The sequence below is a fragment of the Phorcysia thermohydrogeniphila genome, from assembly GCF_004339575.1.
GTDB classification, from domain to species: Bacteria; Aquificota; Aquificia; order Desulfurobacteriales; family Desulfurobacteriaceae; genus Phorcysia; species Phorcysia thermohydrogeniphila.
In genome coordinates this window covers 72,556-92,492 of record NZ_SMFV01000006.1, presented here as the reverse complement: position 1 = coordinate 92,492, position 19,937 = coordinate 72,556, and the positions used below count along the sequence as shown (strand labels likewise).

Annotated in this window: 20 protein-coding genes, 4 tRNA genes and 1 rRNA gene; 13 read left to right on the top strand and 12 right to left on the bottom strand. The window is 46.0% G+C overall.

Going from position 1 to position 19,937, the window contains the following annotated elements:
- Nucleotides 1–95, top strand: a 5S ribosomal RNA gene (gene rrf / locus CLV27_RS08140); the annotation flags it as partial.
- Between the two features lie 217 nt (nt 96–312).
- On the opposite strand, the gene CLV27_RS08135 is transcribed toward rrf, so the two are convergent.
- Complete coding sequence (locus CLV27_RS08135) at nt 313–909, bottom strand: class I SAM-dependent methyltransferase (RefSeq protein WP_207891615.1); 597 nt, start codon at nt 907–909, stop codon at nt 313–315.
- Nucleotides 910–1,175: 266 nt separating this feature from the next.
- Here CLV27_RS08135 and CLV27_RS08130 point away from each other — a divergent pair, with 266 nt between their 5' ends.
- A complete protein-coding gene (locus CLV27_RS08130; protein WP_132527648.1) occupies nt 1,176–1,658 on the top strand; it encodes a YbjN domain-containing protein in 483 nt (160 codons plus the stop codon).
- Between the two features lie 44 nt (nt 1,659–1,702).
- Here the strand turns inward: CLV27_RS08130 and CLV27_RS08125 are convergent, their stop codons facing one another.
- Entirely contained in the window at nt 1,703–4,336 is a 2,634-nt protein-coding gene (locus tag CLV27_RS08125; RefSeq protein ID WP_132527646.1) for a valine--tRNA ligase, read from the bottom strand.
- Between the two features lie 77 nt (nt 4,337–4,413).
- Here CLV27_RS08125 and CLV27_RS08120 point away from each other — a divergent pair.
- From CLV27_RS08120 to rpmA, 8 genes are all read left to right on the top strand, one after another.
- A tRNA-Arg gene (locus CLV27_RS08120) sits at nt 4,414–4,490 on the top strand.
- 17 nt (nt 4,491–4,507) lie between these two features.
- A complete protein-coding gene (locus CLV27_RS08115; protein WP_132527644.1) occupies nt 4,508–4,972 on the top strand; it encodes a nucleoside deaminase in 465 nt (154 codons plus the stop codon).
- Nucleotides 4,948–5,042: transfer RNA gene (locus CLV27_RS08110), tRNA-Ser, on the top strand. The genes CLV27_RS08115 and CLV27_RS08110 overlap by 25 nt, the downstream gene beginning before the upstream one ends.
- Nucleotides 5,043–5,080: 38 nt before the next feature.
- The gene (gene recA, locus CLV27_RS08105) at nt 5,081–6,076 is read left to right on the top strand and encodes a recombinase RecA (RefSeq protein WP_132527642.1); all 996 of its coding nucleotides are present in this window, start codon (nt 5,081–5,083) and stop codon (nt 6,074–6,076) included.
- Nucleotides 6,069–7,163, top strand: coding sequence for a type IV pilus twitching motility protein PilT (locus CLV27_RS08100; RefSeq protein ID WP_132527640.1), 1,095 nt, complete (start codon nt 6,069–6,071; stop codon nt 7,161–7,163). Before recA ends, CLV27_RS08100 begins: the two co-directional genes overlap by 8 nt.
- A gap of 59 nt (nt 7,164–7,222) precedes the next feature.
- Nucleotides 7,223–9,859, top strand: a complete 2,637-nt coding sequence (gene alaS, locus CLV27_RS08095) for an alanine--tRNA ligase (RefSeq protein ID WP_132527638.1) — start codon at nt 7,223–7,225, stop codon at nt 9,857–9,859.
- A gap of 68 nt (nt 9,860–9,927) precedes the next feature.
- Nucleotides 9,928–10,233, top strand: a complete 306-nt coding sequence (gene rplU / locus CLV27_RS08090; RefSeq protein ID WP_132527636.1) for a 50S ribosomal protein L21 — start codon at nt 9,928–9,930, stop codon at nt 10,231–10,233.
- A 13-nt stretch (nt 10,234–10,246) separates the two neighbouring features.
- Complete coding sequence (gene rpmA, locus CLV27_RS08085) at nt 10,247–10,501, top strand: 50S ribosomal protein L27 (RefSeq protein ID WP_132527634.1); 255 nt, start codon at nt 10,247–10,249, stop codon at nt 10,499–10,501.
- A gap of 37 nt (nt 10,502–10,538) precedes the next feature.
- Here the strand turns inward: rpmA and CLV27_RS08080 are convergent, their stop codons facing one another.
- The 4 genes from CLV27_RS08080 to CLV27_RS08065 all read right to left on the bottom strand — a co-directional run bounded on the left by CLV27_RS08080 (nt 10,539) and on the right by CLV27_RS08065 (nt 12,887).
- The gene (locus CLV27_RS08080) at nt 10,539–11,804 is read right to left on the bottom strand and encodes an MgtC/SapB family protein (protein WP_132527632.1); all 1,266 of its coding nucleotides are present in this window, start codon (nt 11,802–11,804) and stop codon (nt 10,539–10,541) included.
- Nucleotides 11,797–12,645: a shikimate dehydrogenase gene (locus CLV27_RS08075; RefSeq protein WP_132527630.1), complete on the bottom strand. Its 849-nt coding sequence runs from the start codon at nt 12,643–12,645 to the stop codon at nt 11,797–11,799. The genes CLV27_RS08080 and CLV27_RS08075 overlap by 8 nt, the downstream gene beginning before the upstream one ends.
- 81 nt (nt 12,646–12,726) lie before the next feature.
- Nucleotides 12,727–12,805 (bottom strand) — tRNA-Asp (locus tag CLV27_RS08070).
- Between the two features lie 6 nt (nt 12,806–12,811).
- Nucleotides 12,812–12,887 (bottom strand) — tRNA-Val (locus tag CLV27_RS08065).
- Nucleotides 12,888–13,140: 253 nt separating this feature from the next.
- On the opposite strand from CLV27_RS08065, the gene CLV27_RS08060 reads away from it, so the two are divergent.
- The 3 genes from CLV27_RS08060 to CLV27_RS08050 all read left to right on the top strand — a co-directional run bounded on the left by CLV27_RS08060 (nt 13,141) and on the right by CLV27_RS08050 (nt 14,655).
- Nucleotides 13,141–13,383 carry a ribbon-helix-helix domain-containing protein gene (locus CLV27_RS08060; RefSeq protein ID WP_165863717.1) on the top strand — a complete coding sequence of 81 codons (243 nt, stop codon included), beginning with the start codon at nt 13,141–13,143 and terminating at the stop codon, nt 13,381–13,383.
- Nucleotides 13,370–13,732 (top strand): type II toxin-antitoxin system PemK/MazF family toxin, encoded by a 363-nt coding sequence (locus tag CLV27_RS08055; RefSeq protein WP_132527626.1) that lies wholly within the window; start codon nt 13,370–13,372, stop codon nt 13,730–13,732. The genes CLV27_RS08060 and CLV27_RS08055 overlap by 14 nt, the downstream gene beginning before the upstream one ends.
- A gap of 80 nt (nt 13,733–13,812) precedes the next feature.
- Nucleotides 13,813–14,655, top strand: a complete 843-nt coding sequence (locus CLV27_RS08050) for an HNH endonuclease (RefSeq protein ID WP_132527624.1) — start codon at nt 13,813–13,815, stop codon at nt 14,653–14,655.
- Nucleotides 14,656–14,720: 65 nt separating this feature from the next.
- Here CLV27_RS08050 and CLV27_RS08045 read toward each other — a convergent pair whose 3' ends face one another.
- The 6 genes from CLV27_RS08045 to plsY form a co-directional block, all read right to left on the bottom strand.
- Entirely contained in the window at nt 14,721–15,230 is a 510-nt protein-coding gene (locus CLV27_RS08045) for a hypothetical protein (protein WP_132527622.1), read from the bottom strand.
- A 5-nt stretch (nt 15,231–15,235) separates the two neighbouring features.
- The gene (locus CLV27_RS08650) at nt 15,236–16,147 is read right to left on the bottom strand and encodes a replication-associated recombination protein A (protein ID WP_345775895.1); all 912 of its coding nucleotides are present in this window, start codon (nt 16,145–16,147) and stop codon (nt 15,236–15,238) included.
- A 34-nt stretch (nt 16,148–16,181) separates the two neighbouring features.
- Entirely contained in the window at nt 16,182–16,481 is a 300-nt protein-coding gene (locus CLV27_RS08645) for an AAA family ATPase (protein WP_207891613.1), read from the bottom strand.
- An 11-nt stretch (nt 16,482–16,492) separates the two neighbouring features.
- Nucleotides 16,493–18,361 (bottom strand): 1-deoxy-D-xylulose-5-phosphate synthase, encoded by a 1,869-nt coding sequence (gene dxs / locus CLV27_RS08035; protein WP_132527620.1) that lies wholly within the window; start codon nt 18,359–18,361, stop codon nt 16,493–16,495.
- 84 nt (nt 18,362–18,445) lie between these two features.
- Nucleotides 18,446–19,330 (bottom strand): polyprenyl synthetase family protein, encoded by an 885-nt coding sequence (locus CLV27_RS08030; protein ID WP_132527618.1) that lies wholly within the window; start codon nt 19,328–19,330, stop codon nt 18,446–18,448.
- 18 nt (nt 19,331–19,348) lie between these two features.
- On the bottom strand, nt 19,349–19,936 hold the full coding sequence (gene plsY, locus CLV27_RS08025; protein ID WP_132527616.1) for a glycerol-3-phosphate 1-O-acyltransferase PlsY: 588 nt from the start codon (nt 19,934–19,936) through the stop codon (nt 19,349–19,351).
- Nucleotide 19,937 lies beyond the last annotated feature (1 nt).

The following is a 19,937-nucleotide window of genomic DNA, read 5'->3' as shown; positions in this document are numbered from 1 at the left end:
AAACACCCGTTCCCATTCCGAACACGGAAGTTAAGCCCGCCAGCGCCGATGATACTGCCCTGGAGACGGGGCGGGAAAGTAGGGCGGTGCCAGGCCTTTTTATATTTTTGCAGAACTTCTTACCTCCTAACCCTCCTTCTAACTGCCACGATAAAAAGGAACTCAATTAATCCACATTGAATAAGCATTTCAGTTCCGTCTGTTACTCCAAAAGAAATAACTAAATCTGAATGCCGACGTTTGGCTTCGTATCTTTTCCAGACGTTAGACCTCCTCTTTACGTGTCCATCCTCTTTACCTGTAGTGTGAAATTCATTTCCTTCCTATTGCGAGAAATACAGGGTATTCCTTGTTGTTTTTGTTTATTATATTAACGGTAAAGAGCCTTATATCCTTAAATCCTAATTTTTCAAAATATCCCCTCATTTTTTCTTTGGAAAAACCGAAATGATAAACACCTTTATTATCAGAATGAAAATCTCCTTCTTCTTCCTCTAAATCTGCAATAGCTATATATCCACCTTCTTTCAAAGATTTTTTTAATTTTCGTAATAAAGACTCTACATCTTTTATATGGTGAAGTGTCATACTACTTACAACAAGGTCATACTCTTCACTTCCAAGTTCATCCTTTTCAAGGTCTTTAAAAACAGGATTTATATTTGAAACTCCTGCTTTTCTTACTTTTTCCTGTAAAACCTCAAGCATTCCCTTTGAGTTATCTATAGCGTCTATTTCTTTAACGTAGGGTTGAATATAAAACGTCAAAAGCCCCGTCCCTGCTCCAAAATCCATAACTTTCCAGTTTTTATCTACAGGAATATTATCAATAATACCCTGTCCTATTCTCCTTGCATTTTCTACCCTTAAAGGTTTTTCATCCCAGTTTTTTGCAAGCTCATCAAACACACTCACTTTATACCTCTCTCCATCTTGTGGTAGTAACATTTTACGCAAAGTGAGAAAATGGAGTCTCCCTTTTTTATAGCTTACACAAAATATCCCACCGTTTCCCCTTCCTCCTGTCTAAATAGACTACCTTTCATAAAACATATCTTCTCCAATGTTTTTAAAGTTTTTAAATCTTTTCCTACGCAGACTAAATTCTTGACAAGGTTCAAGAGGTGTATTAGGATGGATTTAAGTGCCCAACCCGAATTGAAAGGAGAACCGTTATGAAAAAAGTCAAACTAAAAACTCTAATGATAGCAGCGTCTTTATGTAGTTCCTTTGCTTTTACAGCACCAAGCTACGCAGTTGAAATCATTTCAGCAGAAAATCCTCAAGCTATTCTCAACATAGCAAAGGGATTTGGAAGCGCCAAGCTTAAAAAGGACTCCACCGGAGACCCTCTAATCGTTGGAAGAATAGAAGGAACAAAATACACTATTTCTTTCTACGGGTGCAGTAACGGGAAAAACTGCAAAGATATCCTTTTTAACGCCGCTTGGGAGGGTAAGAAAATTTCCCTTGAAAAAATAAACAAGTGGAATAGGGATAAACGCTTTGGTAAGGCTTACATAGATAAAGACAACACCATCAACTTAGAGATGGCAGTTAACCTCAGGTACGGCGTAACTGAGGAAAACTTAGAAGATACCTTTGAATGGTGGAAACACATAATGAAGGAGTTTGAAAGAGAAGTATTAGAAAAATGATAAATAAAAATCCCCTCCCTCTTTAAAGGGAGGGGAAACACTCCTTAAGAAAGGATATTTTCCAGTTGCTTGAGGGTATTGTTCAGTTTTTCGTAAATCTCTCTTAGTTCCTCAAGTTCATTACGGTTCTTCTCAACAACTTCCTTTGGAGCTCTCTTCAAGAAGTTCTCGTTTGAAAGCTTCTTCTCAAGCTTCTTGATGTCTTTTTCTACGCCGGAAAGTTTCTTCTTAATCCTCTCTATCTCCTTGGCAACGTCTATCAGCTCGCCGACTTTAACGTAAACCTCAACTCCCGGAAGGAAGAAGGATACACAGCCAGAAGGAGCTTCTTCCGTCCTCTGGAGCTCCGAAACCTTTGCAAGTTGTTTAATGGAAGGAACCATGATGGAAATTGTTTTAAGGAGCTCCTCATCGCTACTCTTAACAAAGACCTCAACCTTAGTAGAAGGAGGAATGTTAAGCTCTGCCTTTGTGTTCCTTATTCCCCTTATTATCTCCTTAACGGTCTCCACAGGCTCAACAGACTCCTCAAACTTAAACTCAGGTGAAGGCCACGGAGCTATAACGATAGACTCTGCATCCTTATTTGGTAGCTTCTGGTAAATCTCCTCCGTAAGGAAGGGCATTATTGGATGAAGGAGCTTCAAAGAATCCCTCAGGACACTTAGGAGAACGTGAACGGCAGTTCTCTTCTCCTCGTCACTTCCCTTAAAGATTCTCTGTTTTGAGAACTCAATGTACCAGTCGGCAAACTCGTGCCACAGGAACTGGTAGATGGCCTTTGCAGCCTCGTTGAACCTGTAGTTTTCAAGCTCTCTGTCAACGGCCTCAACGGTTTCTGAGAGCTTTGTAAGTATCCACCTGTCCTCCGGCTGGTAGGCAACAGCTCCCTCAAATTCCACCTGCTCGGTAGCCGAAAGAACAAACCTTGCAATGTTCCACACCTTGTTAGCAAAGTGCTTGTAGCCTTCAATGATTTTTTCAGAGAGCCTAATGTCCCTTCCCTGAGCTGCCAACGCTGCCAGAGTAAACCTTAAAGTGTCAGCCCCGTACTTTTCTACCATCTCAAGGGGGTCTATGACGTTCCCCTTGGTCTTACTCATCTTCTGGCCGTGCTCGTCGCGGACTAAAGCGTGAACGTAAACGTCAGAGAAGGGTTTTTTACCGGTGAAGTGGTATCCCATCATCATCATACGGGATACCCAGAAGAAGATGATGTCAAAACCTGTCACTAAAAGGTCTGTCGGGTAGAAGGCCTTTAAGTCGTCAGTTTCTTCAGGCCAGCCAAGAGTTCCAAAAGGCCAAAGAGCTGAACTAAACCACGTATCAAGGACGTCCTCGTCCTGCCTTAACTTCTCGCTTCCACAGCTTTCACACCTCTTAGGAGTCTCCTCTGCAACGTTTATGTGTCCACACTCCTCACAGTACCAAGCGGGAATCCTATGTCCCCACCATATCTGACGGGAGATACACCAGTCCCTGATGTTGTACATCCAGTCAAAGAAGGTGTTTTCCCACTGCTTTGGAATGAACTTTATCTCTCCCGTCTTAACGGCCTCTATGGGCTTTTCGGCTAAGGGCTTCGTCTTTACGAACCACTGGTCAGAGAGGTAAGGCTCAACGACTGTCTTACACCTGTAGCAGTGTCCAACGGCGTGAACGTGGGGCTCAACCTTTTCAAGGAGTCCCTCCTCTTTAAGGAGAGAAACTATCGCCTCCCTTGCCTCAAACCTGTCTACACCTTTAAAGGGCTCTACCGTTATTCTGCCCCAGTCGTCCATTACAGAGATGGCAGGTAGTCCGTGCCTCTGGCCTATTTCAAAGTCGTTAAAGTCGTGGGCAGGAGTAATCTTCACAACGCCCGTTCCAAACTCTGGGTCAACGTACTCGTCGGCAATTATCGGTATCTCCCTGTTTACAATCGGTAGCCTTACCTTTTTGCCAACTAAGTCCTTATACCTCTCATCTTCCGGGTTTACAGCAACGGCAACGTCTCCAAGCATCGTTTCAGGTCTTGTCGTGGCCACAACAACGTAACCGTCCCCGTCAACAAGAGGGTAGCGGATGTACCAGAGGTTACCCTGAACCTCCTCGTGCTCAACTTCAAGGTCTGAAAGTGCCGTGTGACACCTTGGACACCAGTTGATTAGCCTTTTACCCCTGTAGATGAGTCCTTCCCTATAGAGCTTTACAAAAGCCTTCCTTACCGCCTTTGAAAAGCCTTCGTCCATTGTAAAGCGTTCTCTGTCCCAGTCGCAGGAAGTTCCAAGCTTTTTAAGCTGGTTGATTATCCTGCTACCGTACTCCTCCTTCCACTTCCATACCCTCTTTACAAACTCCTCTCTTCCTACGTCGTGGCGGGTTAAACCTTCCTTCGCAAGCTCTTTCTCAACAACCCACTGGGTAGCTATCCCTGCGTGGTCTGTTCCCGGAATCCAGCAGACCTCATAGCCCTTCATCCTCTTCCAGCGGCAGATAATGTCCTGCAAAGTAGAGTTAAGGGCGTGCCCGACGTGGAGAACTCCGGTTACATTTGGAGGAGGGAGAACAACGCTGAACTTTTTCTTTTCGCCGGAGAGAACCTTCTTCTCGTCGGCGTGGAAGTAACCTTTCTCAAGCCAGAAGCGATACCATTTATCCTCAAAGAGAGCAGGATTGTAAGTCGGAGCTAACTCCATTCTATTCCTCCCTAAGAAGTTATGGACTCAGGAATTGAAAAGAAAAAAGTTCGGGATAAATTTATAGCAGAAAATACGCGCCCGTAGCTCAACTGGATAGAGCGTGGGACTACGGATCCCAAGGTTGCAGGTTCGACTCCTGCCGGGCGCGCCACTTTTTAAGGCTCTTAGATGGAAGACCTGAAGTTCCTGAGAGAGGCTCTTAAAGAGGCCAAAAAGGCCTACGAGCTTGGCGAAGTTCCAATAGGAGCTGTAATCGTAAGGGATGGGGAAATCGTAGCCCGCGCCTTCAACCGTAAAGAGTTCCTTCAGGACCCAACCGCCCACGCAGAAGTTTTAGCCATAAGAGAAGCATCAAGGAAACTTAATTCTTGGCGTTTAACCGACTGCACCCTCTACTCAACCGTTGAACCGTGCATAATGTGTTGCGGTGTTATAATTCAAGCAAGGGTCAAAAGGGTTGTTTACTCTTTGCCTGACCCAAAATTTGGGGGAGTAGAGAGCCTCTATTCAATACTCGCAGATGAAAGGATTAACCATAGACCAGAAGTTAATAGAATATACCTGCCTGAAGCAGAGGAGCTCCTCAAGGAGTTCTTTAAGGCTTTAAGGGAGAGGTGCCGGAGCCTGGCTTAACGGGCCCGACTCGAAATCGGGTGTGCGGGTAACCCCCGCACCGCGGGTTCAAATCCCGCCCTCTCCGCCATTTTTTTCCTTAAACCCTTATTTGTTAAAGGAGCGTTCATGGAAGAGGAAAGGAGAAAAGTCTTAGAAGACGCGCTAAGGAGAATTAAGAAGGAGTTCGGCGAAGGCTCTGTAATGTTCTTAGGCGAAAAGCCTGTAGAGAGCGTGCCGACAATTTCAACAGGCTCTATTGCCATAGACAGGGCAACGGGAATTGGTGGAATTCCCCGTGGAAGGATAACAGAGATTTACGGCCCAGAGTCCTCAGGTAAAACAACCCTTGCACTTCACGTTATAGCCAACGTCCAGAAAGAGGGCGGAGTTGCAGCCTTTATAGACGCAGAGCACGCCCTTGACCCAACTTACGCCAGAAAGCTCGGAATAAACCTTGATGAGCTCTTGGTATCCCAGCCAGACAGCGGAGAGCAGGCCCTTGAGATTGCAGAGACCTTAGTAAGGAGCGGGGCAGTTGACGTAATTGTCGTTGACTCCGTTGCAGCCCTCGTTCCTGAGGACGAGATAAAGGGAGACATGGGACAGGCCCACGTTGGACTTCAGGCAAGGTTAATGTCTCAGGCTCTAAGGAAGCTAACAGCCGCAACGAGCAAGAGCAACTGTGCCTTGATATTCATCAATCAGGTGAGGGAAAAGATAGGAGGAATGGGCTACGGAGGCCCTCAGGAGACGACAACCGGCGGTAGAGCTCTCAAGTTCTACGCGTCAATGAGAATTGACATAAGGAGCATCGGCCAGATAAAGGGCAAAGCCGACGAGAGGATAGGCCACAAGGCCAAGGTGAAAATCGTAAAGAACAAATTAGCTCCTCCCTTTAGAGAGGCGATTGTTGAAATCTACTACGGAGAGGGGATTTCAAGGGAGGCGGACTTACTGAACCTTGGAGAGGAGCTTGGAATCGTAAAGAAGAGCGGTTCTTGGTATGCCTTCGGTGATGTAAGGCTCGGTCAGGGCAAAGAGAACGCAAGGATCTTCCTAAAGGAGAACCCAGAAATCGCCTCCGAGCTTGAAAAAAGGATAATGGAGGTTATCAGTGGCTAAGATAGATTTAAAAGCTCTTTTAACCCAAGCTTTCAAGCTTGGAGCATCTGACGTTCACTTAAGGGCAAAACTTCCACCCTACTTTAGGATAAACGGAAAACTCGTCAGAACCGACCTCCCAATACTTGAGGTTAGCGATATTCACGCCTACGTGAAAGAGATACTGCCTGTGGATAAGAAGAAGGACCTTCCCTACATAAAGAACTTAGACCTCGCCTACAGTATCCCGGGAGTCTGTCGCTTTAGGGTAAACATCTTTAAGCAGAGGGGAACTTTTGCGATTGTAATGCGTGCAATCCCCTCAGAAATACCAACCATTGACAAGCTGAACCTGCCAAGCGTTTTAAAGAAGATAGCCCTCTACCAGAGGGGTCTCGTCCTTGTAACCGGTGCTACAGGTTCTGGTAAGTCAACCACCTTAGCCGCAATGCTTGAGGAGCTCAACAATCACGACTCAAGGGTCGTCATAACAATTGAGGACCCGATAGAGTACCTCCACAGGGACAAGAAGTGTATCTTCTACCAGCGTGAGGTTGGAGACGACGCTGACGACTTCTTTACAGCCCTTAGAGCAGCTCTCCGTGAAGACCCAGACGTTATACTCGTCGGTGAGATGAGGGACCCGGAAACGGTAAGGACAGCCTTAGACGCTGCCGAAACGGGTCACATGGTCTTTTCTACACTCCACACACTTGATGCAAAGGAGACGATAAACAGGATAATCTCCTTCTTCCCTCCCCACCACCAGCAGGCCATAAGGTTCCAGCTTGCTTCCGTCCTAAAGGCCACAATTTCCCAGAGACTCCTGCCAAGGGCCGACGGTAAGGGAAGAGTTCCTGCCGTTGAGGTTATGATTGTCACAGACGCCATCAGAGAAAGAATCATGAATCCCGAAATGACTGACGAGATTCCAGAGTTCATAGAGAAGGGCAGGGAGATTTACGGTTCTCAGACCTTTGACCAGTCCCTATACGAGCTCTGGAGAAAGGGACTCATCACAAAAGAGGATGCCCTCAAGTACGCGACAAGACCTGATGACCTTAGACTCAAGATGGAGGGAATCTTCTCAGGCGGTTTTGAGGCATAAAAAAAGAGGGGAGAAAAGGGCTCTGCTAAAATTTCGCAAACTTCTAACATGGAGCAGATATGAGCAAGTGGACCGGTAAAGAGATAAGGGAAGCTTTTTTAAAGTTTTTTGAGGAAAAAGGACACGTAAGGGTAAAGAGCTCTCCCCTCATTCCCCAGAACGACCCTACTCTCCTGTTTACAAACGCCGGAATGGTTCAGTTTAAGGACTACTTCTTGGGCAGGGAAAAGCCCCCCTTTAAAAGGGCTACCTCCTGCCAGAAGTGTATGAGGGCCGGAGGAAAGCACAACGACCTTGAGAACGTCGGGAAAACCGGCCGTCACCACACCTTCTTTGAGATGCTGGGTAACTTCTCATTTGGAGACTACTTCAAGAAAGAGGCCATTCTCTTTGCGTGGGAGCTCGTTACAGAAGTCTTTAAGCTACCAGAAGAGAGGCTTTTTGTTTCCGTTTACGAAAAGGACGATGAGGCCTTTGAGATATGGAACAAGCTCGTAGGAGTTCCAGAAAACAAAATCTACCGCCTTGGAGAAAAGGACAACTTCTGGGCGATGGGGGACACCGGGCCCTGTGGCCCTTGTAGTGAAATCTACTACGACAGGGGAGAGGAGTTTGCCTGCGGTGAAAACTGCGGAATAGGGAAGTGTGACTGCGATAGATACCTTGAAATATGGAATCTGGTCTTTATGCAGTACGAAAGGGACGAAAAAGGCAACCTGACGCCACTAAAGAACCCATCAATAGATACGGGAATGGGGCTTGAGAGGATAGCCTCCGTCCTCCAGAACGTCCCGAGTAACTACGAGACAGACCTACTCTTCCCCTTAGTTAAGTGGGCTTCAGAGCTCTCAAAAATCCCCTACGGAAAGAGCGAAAAGAGCGACACCTCCATGAGGGTTATAGCAGACCACTTAAGGGCTTTAACTTTCCTCATAGCAGACGGCGTCCTCCCATCAAACGAGGGAAGGGGATACGTCCTAAGGAGAATCATTAGGAGGGCCTCCCGCCACGGAAGACTTCTCGGAATAGAGAAACCATTTCTCTATGAAGGAATTGACCAAGTTATAGAGATAATGGGAGATGCCTACCCTGAGATTGTTGAAAATAGAGAGCTCATTAGGAAAGTAACTCTAAAGGAAGAGGAAAGGTTCACAAAGACCTTAGAAAGGGGACTTTTCATCCTTCAGGAGGTAATTGAAAAGGTCAGGAAGGAAGGAAAGGAGACAATACCGGGAGATGAGGTCTTTAAGCTCTACGATACATTTGGATTCCCCTTAGACCTTATCTTAGAAGTTGCAAACGACGAAAACCTGAAGGTTGACACTATAAAGTTTGAAGAGCTTTTAAGAGAGCAGAAGGAGCGCGCAAGGAAAGCTTGGAAAGGCGGACTCCAGAAAGTTGTCTCTGCCGAGATTCAGGAGCTCTCAGAGAAAAGCCCAACAGAATTTATCGGCTACGAGAGCTTACAGAGCATAGCGAGGGTCGTCGGAATCCTAAAGGATGGAAAGCTTGTAGATGAGGCCAAGGAAGGTGAAGAGGTTGAGATAATCCTTGATAGAACGCCCTTCTACGCAGAAAAGGGTGGTCAGGTCGGCGACACAGGAGTAATAGAGAGTAGCAACTGCACCTGTGAGGTAATAGACACACAGCACGTAACAGAAAGGCTCATAGGCCACAAGGCTAAAGTAAAGAGGGGAGCTCTCAAAGTAGGTGACGTTGTCAACGCCGTAGTCAACGAAGAGAGAAGAAGGGCTATAATGAGGGCCCACACTGCCACCCACCTCCTCCACAAGGCCTTAAGGGAAGTTCTCGGTAACCACGTTAAACAGGCAGGTTCCTTAGTTCTTCCAGACAGGTTAAGGTTTGACTTTACCCACTTTGACGCGCCAACACCTGAGGAAATAAGGGCCGTTGAGGATACAGTTTACGAGTGGATACTCAACAACTACCCGGTCAGCGTGGAAGAGATGCCCTACGATGAGGCCATCGAAAGGGGTGCCATAGCCCTCTTTGGAGAAAAGTACGGTGACGTCGTTAGGGTCGTTGACGTTGGTGGCGTGAGTGTGGAACTCTGCGGAGGAACTCACGCTGAAAGGAGTGGAGACATAGGCCTCTTCAAGATAGTTTCTGAGTCATCTGTAGCCTCCGGAACGAGGAGGATAGAGGCAGTAGTCGGTAAGGAGGCAATGAACTACGTAAGGAAGAAGGAGGAGCTCATCTCTAAGCTCAAGGTCTCCCTCCAGTCTCCAGAGGAACAGCTCCTCCAGAAGGTAGAGAAGCTAAAGGAGGAGCTCAAAGAGAAGGAGAGGGAGCTTGAGAGGGTCAAGAAGAAGCTTGCAACGGCTGAGATTGACAAGGTAGTTGAGGGAGCTCCCGTCATAAACGGCGTGAAAGTCGTAACCGCCAAGCTTGACGGTTTTGGAGGTAAGGAGCTTGCAGAAATTGCAGACGTAATCAGAAACAAAGCGGGAACTTCTGCCGTTATGCTCGTCGGAATTAAGGACGGAAAAGCCGGCCTCTTAATCGCTCTGAGCAAAGACCTTACCTCTAAGTACAACGCAAGGGACATCATCAATCAGGTAGCGCCCCTCTTAGAGGGCAGAGGAGGCGGAAGGCCGGACTTAGCACAAGGAGGTGTCCGTAACTTAACAGCCCTTGAGGAGGCCTTCGCTAAATTCAGGGATATTTTCCGTTAACGCTTGACCAGATTATTTATATTGCTATAAATTAACACCTCACTTTAACCACGTAGGGAGGTCTTGGGATGTACGCTGTTATTAAGACAGGCGGCAAGCAGTACGTTGTAGAGCCCGGTCAGGTTTTAAAGGTTGAGAAACTCAACCTACCTGAGGGCTCTGAGGTAGAATTTGAAGCGCTCATGGTAAGGGACGAGAACGGCGTAAAGGTAGGAGAGGAAGCTAAGGGAGCAAAGGTAAAGGCTACCGTTGTAAGACACGGTAAGGGTAAGAAAATCATCGTATTCAAGTACAAGGCCAAGAAGCACTACCAGAGGAAGTACGGCCACCGCCAGCACTTTACAGAAATCCAGATTAACGAAATCGTAAGCTAATCGGGGGTTCGTCATGGCTCATAAAAAAGGAATGGGTTCTACGAAAAACGGTAGGGACTCCATAGGTAAAAGGCTTGGCCTTAAAAGGCACGACGGTCAAATCGTAAAGGCCGGAAACATCCTTGTTAGGCAGAGGGGAACTTCCATCCACCCCGGCCTCAACGTTGGAATGGGTAGGGACTACACCCTCTTTGCCCTCATTGACGGAGTTGTAAGGTACGAAAGAAGACGTGGAAAGAAGGTTGTAAGCGTATATCCCATACAATAACTCCTGCCCCGCTCCTGCGGGGTTTTCCCCTCCTTACTTATCCCATCATAATAAGAATAGCAATCCCCATAACCTCTCCAGCAATTAGGGCTATAAATCCCGGAGTAACGACTTTAAAGAGCTCCTTCCCTCCCATTGAAAAAGTCAAGAACCACTTAAAGAGGGTATTTGCCGCTGCTGCAAGGAGTATTGCAATAACGCCGGGAACGATTGAGAGCTCTCCAGCAGAAAAGAGCTTTGAAACCGATAGTGTAATAGCATCAACGTCTGAAAGCCCAGAAACAGCTGCAACGGCGTAGAGGCCATAGTCACCGAGAACCTTTAAAGCGTTTACAGAAAAGAAGAGAACAAAAGCGTAGAGAAGCCCAAACTTAATTGCCGTTGAGAGCTCGTAAGGGTTTTTCACCTCAACGTCAGCCCTGCTCTTCTTATCCCTGCTTGACAACCTGTACGCAAAGAAAATTCCCAGTGCAAAGGCAAATAGAGCCGGCACAAAGAGAAACTTGGCAAACTTTACATCAACAATGCTTGCAAGCAAAGCCATACGGGGAAACATAATTGCCGAAGCACCTACTATTCCAGCCCCGTACTCTGACATTAACCTTTGATTTACCTTTGCAAGGGAAGAAAAAGTCGCAGTTACGGCCGTGCTTGAGACAATCCCCCCTATGAGCCCAGTTATCAGGATTCCCCTTTCTCCTACAAGCTTTGTCAGTATGTAGCCGACAAAGTCAACCGTTGAGATTACCACGACCATCGTCCAGACTTCCCGGGGATTGACGCCACCGATGGAAATATCCGGCAGTAGGGGGTAGATAATAACGGTAACTGCCGTAAACTTAAGGAGGGCAAAGAGGTCCTCAAGCTTTAGGTGCTTCACAAAGTCGTGCATCTGTTCCTTAAAGGAGAGGAGGAAGAGGGTAGCAACAGCAATTGCAGAGGCCAATTGAAATTCTGTTCTGTAACAGAGAACACCGACCAGAAAGGTCACAATTGCTGCGATTTCTGACGTAAGGCCGGGAAGCCTCTCAAAGAACTGAGCTACAACGAGGAGCGCCGTTACAGCAGCTAAAACGGCGTAGAGTAGAGGGCTTCCGTAAACAGAAGCTAAATGGGCTGAGATAGTTCCCGTAAGGGCTATGAGCATAAAGGTTCTTATTCCTCCAAAGGATGGTGTTCCCTCCTTCTGCTTCTTATACTCCCTCTCTATCCCGACTAACCCGCCCAGAACTATTGATATGAGGTAAGGCTCGTAAAGCCTCCAGACTTCAGAGTTCACCAGCTCCTTTAAAAAATCAACCATAGAGCTCCTCTTCCAGCACCTTCCTCATAACGTCAACAGGAGCTCTCCTTCCCGTCCATATCTCAAAGGCAAAAGCTCCCTGCCAGAGTAGCATTCCAAGACCGTTTATCGTCTTACACCCCTTCTTTTTAGCAGCTTCAAGTAGTGGAGTTTCGGGCGGGTTGTAGATGATATCAACTACGGTAATTCCCTCTGGAATAAGGGAGTAGTCAAAAAGTGGCGGGTCGTCGGGCTTCATACCGACAGAGGTGGTGTTTATGATAATGTCAGTGTCCTTCAGGAGGGTAGATACAGTTCCGTCTTTTAGTGGGAATACAAGGACATTTCCTCTCTTCCCTAAGAGCTCCCCTACTTCCTTTCCCCTTGAAAAGTTCCTATTAACGATGTTTAAGAACTTAGCTCCGGCCTTTAAAACGGCGTAGCCTACCGCCCTTGCAGCTCCTCCAGCACCGAACATCGTTACTCTTTTTCCTTCAATCTCAACGCCCTCGTCAAGGAGGGACTGAAGGAAGCCGTCAACGTCGGTGTTGTAGCCGTGGAGCTCCCCGTCAACGTTCTTCACAACGTTAACAGCCCCTAAGAACTCAGCATCCTCGCTTAAATAATCAACGAGCTCGGCTATTTTCTCCTTATGGGGAACTGTAACGTTAACTCCCTTGATGTTTAAGGCCCTTAAACCCTCTGCCGCCTCCTTTATCCTTTCGGGCTTTACCTCAAAAGGAACGTAAACTGCATCAATCCCGAGGGACTGAAAGGCCTTTGTCTGCATTGGAGGGGAAAGGGAGTGTTTAACGGGGTAACCGATAACTCCGTAAACTTCCGTTTTTCCTGAAAGTTTCATGACAACCCCTTTATTCTTGGGATACTTAAGAAATTATAACGGGAGTGAGAGTGGCGGGAATTTTTGGCCTTAAAATAAAAATGGCGGGGACGACGGGACTCGAACCCGCGACCTCCGGCGTGACAGGCCGGCGTTCTAACCAGAACTGAACTACGTCCCCGCTAAGTGGTGGGCGGAACAGGGATCGAACCTGTGACCTCCAGCTTGTAAGGCTGGCGCTCTCCCAGCTGAGCTATCCGCCCACTTTGACGATAGGAAATATAGGAAACAATCCTACGGGTGTCAATCCCATTGTCAGAATCTACTACATAGTAGTTACCTTGAAATGTCAGGAATTAGAGACTTGGAGACAATGCGCAATATTCGGAAAAGGTGAAAAATCGTAGTACCTCACTTCCCATGTCTTACAGGTAATTACTACTATCTTTTGTTAATTAACTTGTTAATTTGCGCCTGAAGTAATAGAATACTTTTTAAGGTCATATGGAGGAGACATTGAAGACATATACAATCAGGTTAGACAACCAATTTTTTGAGCTGCTGGAAAACCTGTCTAAGAAAACCAGAAGTCCCAAAAGCCTTGTTGTTAAGAAAGCTCTCCTTCTCTACAAAAGAGAAATTGAAAAACAGGAAATGCTTAAAAACTTACTTGAGTCTGCAAAAGAACTGGCTGAAGATCCTCAAAACCTTAAAGACATAGAAGAGCTTGAAGGAACGATATCAGATGGAATTAGTTAGAGGCAACATATATCTTGCAAAGCTCAGTCCAACGAAGGGAGCAGAACCGGGAAAGGTAAGGCCAGTAGTGATTATTCAGAGACAGGAGATCTTAGAAAACTATCCAACAGTCCTTGTAGCTCCTATAACCTCTAACCTGAAAGGTAAATATCCCATGAGACTCTTCATAAAGGCAAGGGAACGTTTAGAAAAAGACTCAGCAGTCATGATAGACCAGATAAGAGCTATTGACTTATCAAGAGTCGTTCCTGAAAGGATAGCATCTCTAACGAGGGAAGAAATGAAGAAATTAGAGAAAGCCATCTGCTTTTTTATTGGAGCTGATGATTTTGATGGATATATTTTATAGCAAAAGCTCGTAAGCAGAAAAAAAACATTAGCAAGTCATGGCTTACCGTTAAACACAAAAAATTTAGAGGGGTAACTTCAATGTTTGAAAAGGGTAAACGCTATCTTAGAAAAGAACTTCATGACAAATACGGAGGTAATAGACAAAGTGGAATAAGTAAGTCTCGCAAGTACAAAATAATTATGCTTTTCACAAGCGAAAGAGGAAAAGAGTTTGGCTATGAAGATGGTTGGAAAGAGGGGTTCTTTCTTTATTGTGGAGAAGGACAGAGTGGAGATATGGAGTTCGTAAGAGGTAACAAAGCAATCAGAGACCATCAAATAGAGGGTTACAGTCTACATTTGTTTAAAAGTGTACCTGAGGAAAAAGGTTTTGTTGAATACATTGGACAATTTGTATGTGTAGGCTATGAAATCAAAGAGGGGTATGACCGAGAAGGAAAAAAAAGGAAAGCAATAATTTTCAAGCTAATGCCTTACGAAGAATACATAGAATTTGTTGATCAAGGAATTCAAAATAATCACGAATTTTCCGAAACTTCTGAAGACTTTAAAGAAATGGATTTTAAGAAAATCAGGGAGTTAGCTTACGGAAAAGCTAATATAGATCCTGAAAAAAGAAGTACCAAGAGAGAGTATATAAAGAGAAGTAAAATCATAAGAGAATACGCTCTAAAACGCGCAGAAGGACATTGTGAGTATTGCGGTTCAGAAGCTCCTTTTTACACCAAAAATTTAAGACCATACTTAGAAGTTCACCATATTTATAGGCTATCAGATGGTGGACCTGATGATCCAAGATGGGTAATCGCCCTGTGTCCTAACTGTCACAGGAGGGCTCATTTTAGTAAAGATGCCGAAAAGGTAAAGGAAGAAATGGCAAAGATTGTTTTAGAAAAAGAGTTGGATTTAGATAATTCTTGAAAAGCTCTCCTTTCAAGTTGTAAAAATTGCATCTCATGGCTTACATAAAATTCTTGACATACTTCTTATTTCAACCTGCGAATCTTCAAATAGACAGTTCCACCTTCAACGGGTAACCTTAAAACCTTCTCCTTAAAGAGCTTAACAATCCTGTAACCGGAAGGTGTCTTCTCTATGTTGATTTCTACATCTGGTAGCTCAAAGGACTTTTTTCCCTCCTTCGTTAAGAAAACAAGCCTGTTCCTTCCCTGCCAGAAGTAGAAGACTACCCTCTGGCTATACCTGAAAGAACCTCTCTTCTTCTCAAAGAGGAGCTCCAGCCTATAAATGTTTTCTTTTAAGGGTTTTACCCTGTAAGACTTTAGCCTATACCTTCCATCGGCAAAACCGCCAACAAAGTCAAATTCAGCGTAAGAGGAGTCAAGTATCTCAAAGCGCAGGTTAGCTCTTTCTGACTCTATCTCCTCCCTGAAGAGGGAAAGAATTCCTCCTTCGTCCTGTAAAGGAAAAGCTTCACGGGGAGAAAGGAGGAGAAAGAGAAAAAGGGAAATGAGAAAAAAATTTCTTACTCTCAAGCCTCTTAACCTTCCCCTTTCATCCACTTTAGCCACTCCTCAAGCTGTTTCTCAAAACCGATGCCGGAGCTCTCGTAGTACTTCCTCTTCTCCACAAGGTAATCCTGCTCTACCCAGTGGCGTGGATAGTCGTGGGGATACCTGTATCCCCTGTTTTTAAATCCGGACCTAAGGTGGTCAGGAACGGGGAGCTCCACACCCGACTCAACGTCCTCAATAGCTTTTTTTATAGCTTTATATACGGCGTTAGACTTTAAGGACATTGAAAGGTAAATAACGGCCTGGGCAAGGTTAATGGCCGCCTCAGGCATTCCAACTTTTTCTACAGCCTGTAACGCAGCAGTAGCCACAAGTAGAGCTTCTGGGTTTGCGTTGCCTATATCCTCAGAGGCAAGAATAACGAGCCTCCTCGCGATAAATACAGGGTCTTCTCCACCAACGAGCATTTTTGCAAGGTAGTAGAGGGCTGCATCGGGGTCGCTACCCCGTATGGACTTTATGAAGGCAGAGATGACGTCGTAGTGGTCGTCGCCTTTTCCGTAGCGAATAGAAGCCTTTTCGGTAAGCTCCTCTGCAAGGGCAATGTCTGGCTCTTTCCCACCTGTAAGCTCGTAGAGTTCTTCTAAGTAAGTGAGGAACTTCCTTCCATCGCCGGAAGAGCACCTTATCAGGTGGTCAAGAACTTCTGAAGGAACCTTAAATCCCGGAAGTCCCCTTCTATCTGTTACAGCGAGCCTGTAGAGCTCTCTAAGCTCCTCAGACGAAAGTGGCTTAAACTCGTAAATCTTTACCCTTGAGCGTAAGGCCGGAGTTAGCGAAAAGTAAGGGTTTTCCGTTGACGCACCGATAAGTATCACGTTCCCAGCCTCTACGTCCGGTAGGAGTGCGTCCTGTTGAGCCTTGTTAAAACGGTGAATCTCGTCTATGAAGAGAACCGTCCTTTTTCCAATTTCAAAGTTTTTTTCTCCCTCTTTCCAAGGCCTTCCTTACGTCCTGAATGGTAGATGTAACGGCGTTGAGCTCTATAAACTCTGAGCTTGTTAACTTTGAAATGAGGCGAGCAAGGGCTGTCTTCCCTGTTCCCGGAGGCCCCCAGAAGATAGATGAAAAGAGCTTTCCCTTTTCAAGGAGTTTCCTTAAAGGTTTTCCCTCCCCAACTATGTGCCTCTGTCCAACAAACTGCTCAAAGCTTTCTGGAAAGAGCCTAAAGGGAAGCGGTCTTTTTATTGAGGAGGAAAAGAGCGTGTCCAACTGAAATCCCCTCAAGTGCTTTTTGCAGGGGAAGGCTTTTCACCAACAAGCTCAAGGATTTTCTTCTCAATCCTTTCTGCGTCAATTCCGACAATACAGCGAAGGAGGTTCTGCTCCCCGTGTTCTATGAACCTGTCTGGAAGTCCCAAGTTAAAGACCCTTCCGGAGTACCAAGGGGATAGGAACTCGTCAACACCAGAGCCAAATCCTCCTTTAACGACATTCTCCTCAACCGTAACGATTACTGAATGCTCAGAGGCGATTCTTTTAAGGAGTTCCTCGTCCATCGGCTTTATAAAACGGGCGTTTACAACAGTTACGGATATTCCTTTCTTTTCAAGGCTTTCAGCAGCCTTTAAGGCCTGATAGACAGTCCAGCCGGTTGCAAGGATGGCAATCTCTTTTCCTTCCCTTAGGAGCTCCCAGTTTCCAATTGGAATCTCTTTTAACGGCTCCCTTAAAGGAACTCCATAGCCTCTGCCGCGGGGATAGCGAACAGCAAAGGGTTTACCGGATCTAATTGCAGTAAAGAGGAGGTGACGGAGCTCCTCTTCGTCTTTCGGTGCTGCAACAATCATATTTGGAATGTGCCTTAAGTAAGAGAGGTCAAAAGCGCCGTGGTGGGTAGCTCCATCCTCGCCAACAAGTCCTGCCCTGTCTATGGCAAAGACTACAGGAAGTTCTTGAAGAGCAACGTCGTGAACAATCTGGTCGTAAGCCCTCTGAAGGAAGGTTGAATATATAGCAACAACGGGCTTTAGGCCTTTCTTAGCCATTCCGGCGGCAAAGGTTACGGCGTGCTGTTCGGCTATTCCGACGTCAAAGTAACGCTCCGGAAAGTGCTCCTTAAATCTATCAAGCCCTGTCCCAGAGGGCATTGCAGCTGTTATGGCCACAACGTCCCTATTTTCTCCTGCTATTTCAACAAGGGTTTTTGAGAAAACCTCCGTGTAGGTCGGAGGAAGGTTTTCTTTTTTCTTCTTTTTCGGCGGGACTCCGTGAAACTTTTCAGGCTTTTTCTCTGCAGGCTCGTAGCCCTTCCCCTTTTTGGTTACAACGTGAACTAAGGTTGGCCCTTTCATTTTTGAAACGTTTTTTAGCGTAACGATGAGGGTATCCAAATCGTGACCGTCTATTGGTCCAACATACCTAAACCCGAGCTCCTCAAAGAGCATTCCGGGAGAGAAGAGCCCCTTTACTATCAGGTCTTCAACCCTCTTTAACCTCTTGTATACTCTCTCTCCAAAGACCTTTTTAGTTACCTCTTCTAGTCTCTTTTTTGCCCTCCTAAAGTTCTCCCCGGTGGCCACCTTTGTAAGGTAGTTTGAAATAGCACCTATGTTCTTTGCTATTGACATCTCATTATCGTTGAGAATTACTATCAGGTCTTCACCAAGTTGGCCGGCGTTATTAAGACCCTCGTAAGCCTCTCCGGCAGTTAGAGCTCCATCACCTATAACGGCAATTACGTGTCCCTCTTCTCCCTTTAACTTTTTCCCTATCCTTATCCCCAGTGCCGCAGATATTGAAGTTGAACTGTGACCTGTTCCAAAAGCGTCGTAAGGGCTCTCCTTTATGGAAGGAAAGCCGGATATCCCCCCAAACTGGCGTAAAGTGTGAAACCTCTCCTTCCTGTCAGTTAGTATCTTGTAAGGGTAAGACTGGTGACCCACATCCCAGACTATTTCGTCCCGAGGGGGAGAAAAAACTTTCAGGAGGGCAATCGTCAGCTCAACAACTCCCAAAGAAGAGGCCAAGTGTCCACCAGTTTTATCAACAATTTCAATAATGAACTCCCTTACTTCCTCTGCAAGCTTTTTAAGCTCCTCTACGCTTAGCTTTTTTAAATCTTCCGGCGAGTTAACCTGCTCTAAAAGCAAAGTGCCTCCTTTTACTTTCTCTCCCTCACTAATCCTAAAAGATTATCTCCACCTCAGGAAATTTCAAGAAATACAGCGTATAGCTCAATACTCCCTCTCCACAATAAATCGTGCAATACCAATGAGGGGCTCAACTCTACTTTTTGGAAAGATGTCAAGGGCAGATATGGCCTTCTCAACCTCTTCTTCTGCCCTCTTCTTAGCGCCGTCAACTCCAAAGAACGTAACAAAGGTTACCTTTCCTTTTTCAACGTCAGAACCTACGTTTTTTCCGAGCTTTTCTTGGTCTCCTACAACATCCAGAACGTCGTCAACAATCTGAAAGGCAAGTCCTATACCGTCGCCATACTTCCTGAGGGCCTCTATTTCCTCCTTACTTCCTCCTCCGGTTATACCTCCAGAAACGACAGAGGCCGTTATCAGCCTTCCCGTCTTGTGGCGGTGCATAAAGAGGAGCTCCTCTAAGGTAACGTCCTCCCTACCCTCAGCGTCCATATCGCACTGCTGTCCCAGAACCATCCCAAGCATTCCGGAAGCCTTCGCTATCTCCTGAATTACTCTAACCTTTCTCTCACAGTCAAACTCCCACTCAGACAGCACCTCAAAAGCCCTGTTTAAAAGGGCATCCCCCGCTAAGATAGCCGTTGCCTCATCAAACTTACACCAAGTAGTAGGATGTCCTCTCCTTAGAGTATCGTTGTCCATAGCAGGAAGGTCGTCGTGGACGAGGGAGTAAGTATGAATCATCTCTATTGCACAGGCCGGTAAGATAGCAAGCCTATAATCCTCCCCAACAGCCTCACAGCCAGCCATACAGAGGATAGGCCTTAAACGTTTCCCTCCAACTGTGAGGGAGTAACGAACTGCCTCGTAGAGTCTTTTTCCAAAAGGAGGGTCCTCAGGGAGGTAATTGAGTATCTCCCTGTCTATAATCTCCTTCCTCTCTTTTAAGTACTCTTTAAGCTCCATTTTCCACTCCTCAAAGGTTTACTTAAACTTTTTCTCCTCCCCCTTAAGGAGTCTGATGATGTTCTGGTAGTGCTTACCAACAACGACAAAAGCTGTAATGAAGAGAATCAAGGATGTGAAATCTGAAGGCTTCTCAAGAAACCTGAAAACAAGGGGAAACGAAAGAGCAGCTGTTATTGAAGAAAGTGATACGTAACGGGTAGTGAGAAACACCGAAAGGAACACGAGGAAGGCAATCAGCGTAACCTTCGGGGAAACTACAAGGAAGACTCCAAGTCCCGTAGCTACTCCTTTTCCTCCTCTAAACTTGAGGAAGGGAGAAAAGCAGTGGCCTAAAATCGCAGAAAGGCCGGCAACCACCTGATACTCTATGGAATAACCAGATACTTTCAGGAAAAGAACGGGCAGAGCTCCCTTTAGAGCATCAAGGAGGAGAACTAAAGCCCCGTACTTTTTCCCAAGAACCCTTGATACGTTGGTAGCCCCTATGTTTCCACTTCCGTACTGGCGAACGTCAACCCCTTTAAGCTTACCTATCACAAACCCAAAGGGAATGGAACCAAAAACAAACGCAAGAATGCAAGCCAAGATGAAAACGCCATCCATT

Bases quoted from the DNA above. Each gene is read 5' to 3' on its own strand.
- CLV27_RS08130 (WP_132527648.1), top strand. From the start codon at position 1,176: ATGAAAAAAGTCAAACTAAAAACTCTAATGATAGCAGCGTCTTTATGT.
- CLV27_RS08125 (WP_132527646.1), bottom strand. From the start codon at position 4,336: ATGGAGTTAGCTCCGACTTACAATCCTGCTCTCTTTGAGGATAAATGG.
- CLV27_RS08115 (WP_132527644.1), top strand. From the start codon at position 4,508: ATGGAAGACCTGAAGTTCCTGAGAGAGGCTCTTAAAGAGGCCAAAAAG.
- recA (WP_132527642.1), top strand. From the start codon at position 5,081: ATGGAAGAGGAAAGGAGAAAAGTCTTAGAAGACGCGCTAAGGAGAATT.
- alaS (WP_132527638.1), top strand. From the start codon at position 7,223: ATGAGCAAGTGGACCGGTAAAGAGATAAGGGAAGCTTTTTTAAAGTTT.
- rplU (WP_132527636.1), top strand. From the start codon at position 9,928: ATGTACGCTGTTATTAAGACAGGCGGCAAGCAGTACGTTGTAGAGCCC.
- rpmA (WP_132527634.1), top strand. From the start codon at position 10,247: ATGGCTCATAAAAAAGGAATGGGTTCTACGAAAAACGGTAGGGACTCC.
- CLV27_RS08080 (WP_132527632.1), bottom strand. From the start codon at position 11,804: ATGGTTGATTTTTTAAAGGAGCTGGTGAACTCTGAAGTCTGGAGGCTT.
- CLV27_RS08075 (WP_132527630.1), bottom strand. From the start codon at position 12,645: ATGAAACTTTCAGGAAAAACGGAAGTTTACGGAGTTATCGGTTACCCC.
- CLV27_RS08055 (WP_132527626.1), top strand. From the start codon at position 13,370: ATGGAATTAGTTAGAGGCAACATATATCTTGCAAAGCTCAGTCCAACG.
- CLV27_RS08050 (WP_132527624.1), top strand. From the start codon at position 13,813: ATGTTTGAAAAGGGTAAACGCTATCTTAGAAAAGAACTTCATGACAAA.
- CLV27_RS08030 (WP_132527618.1), bottom strand. From the start codon at position 19,330: ATGGAGCTTAAAGAGTACTTAAAAGAGAGGAAGGAGATTATAGACAGG.
- plsY (WP_132527616.1), bottom strand. From the start codon at position 19,936: ATGGATGGCGTTTTCATCTTGGCTTGCATTCTTGCGTTTGTTTTTGGT.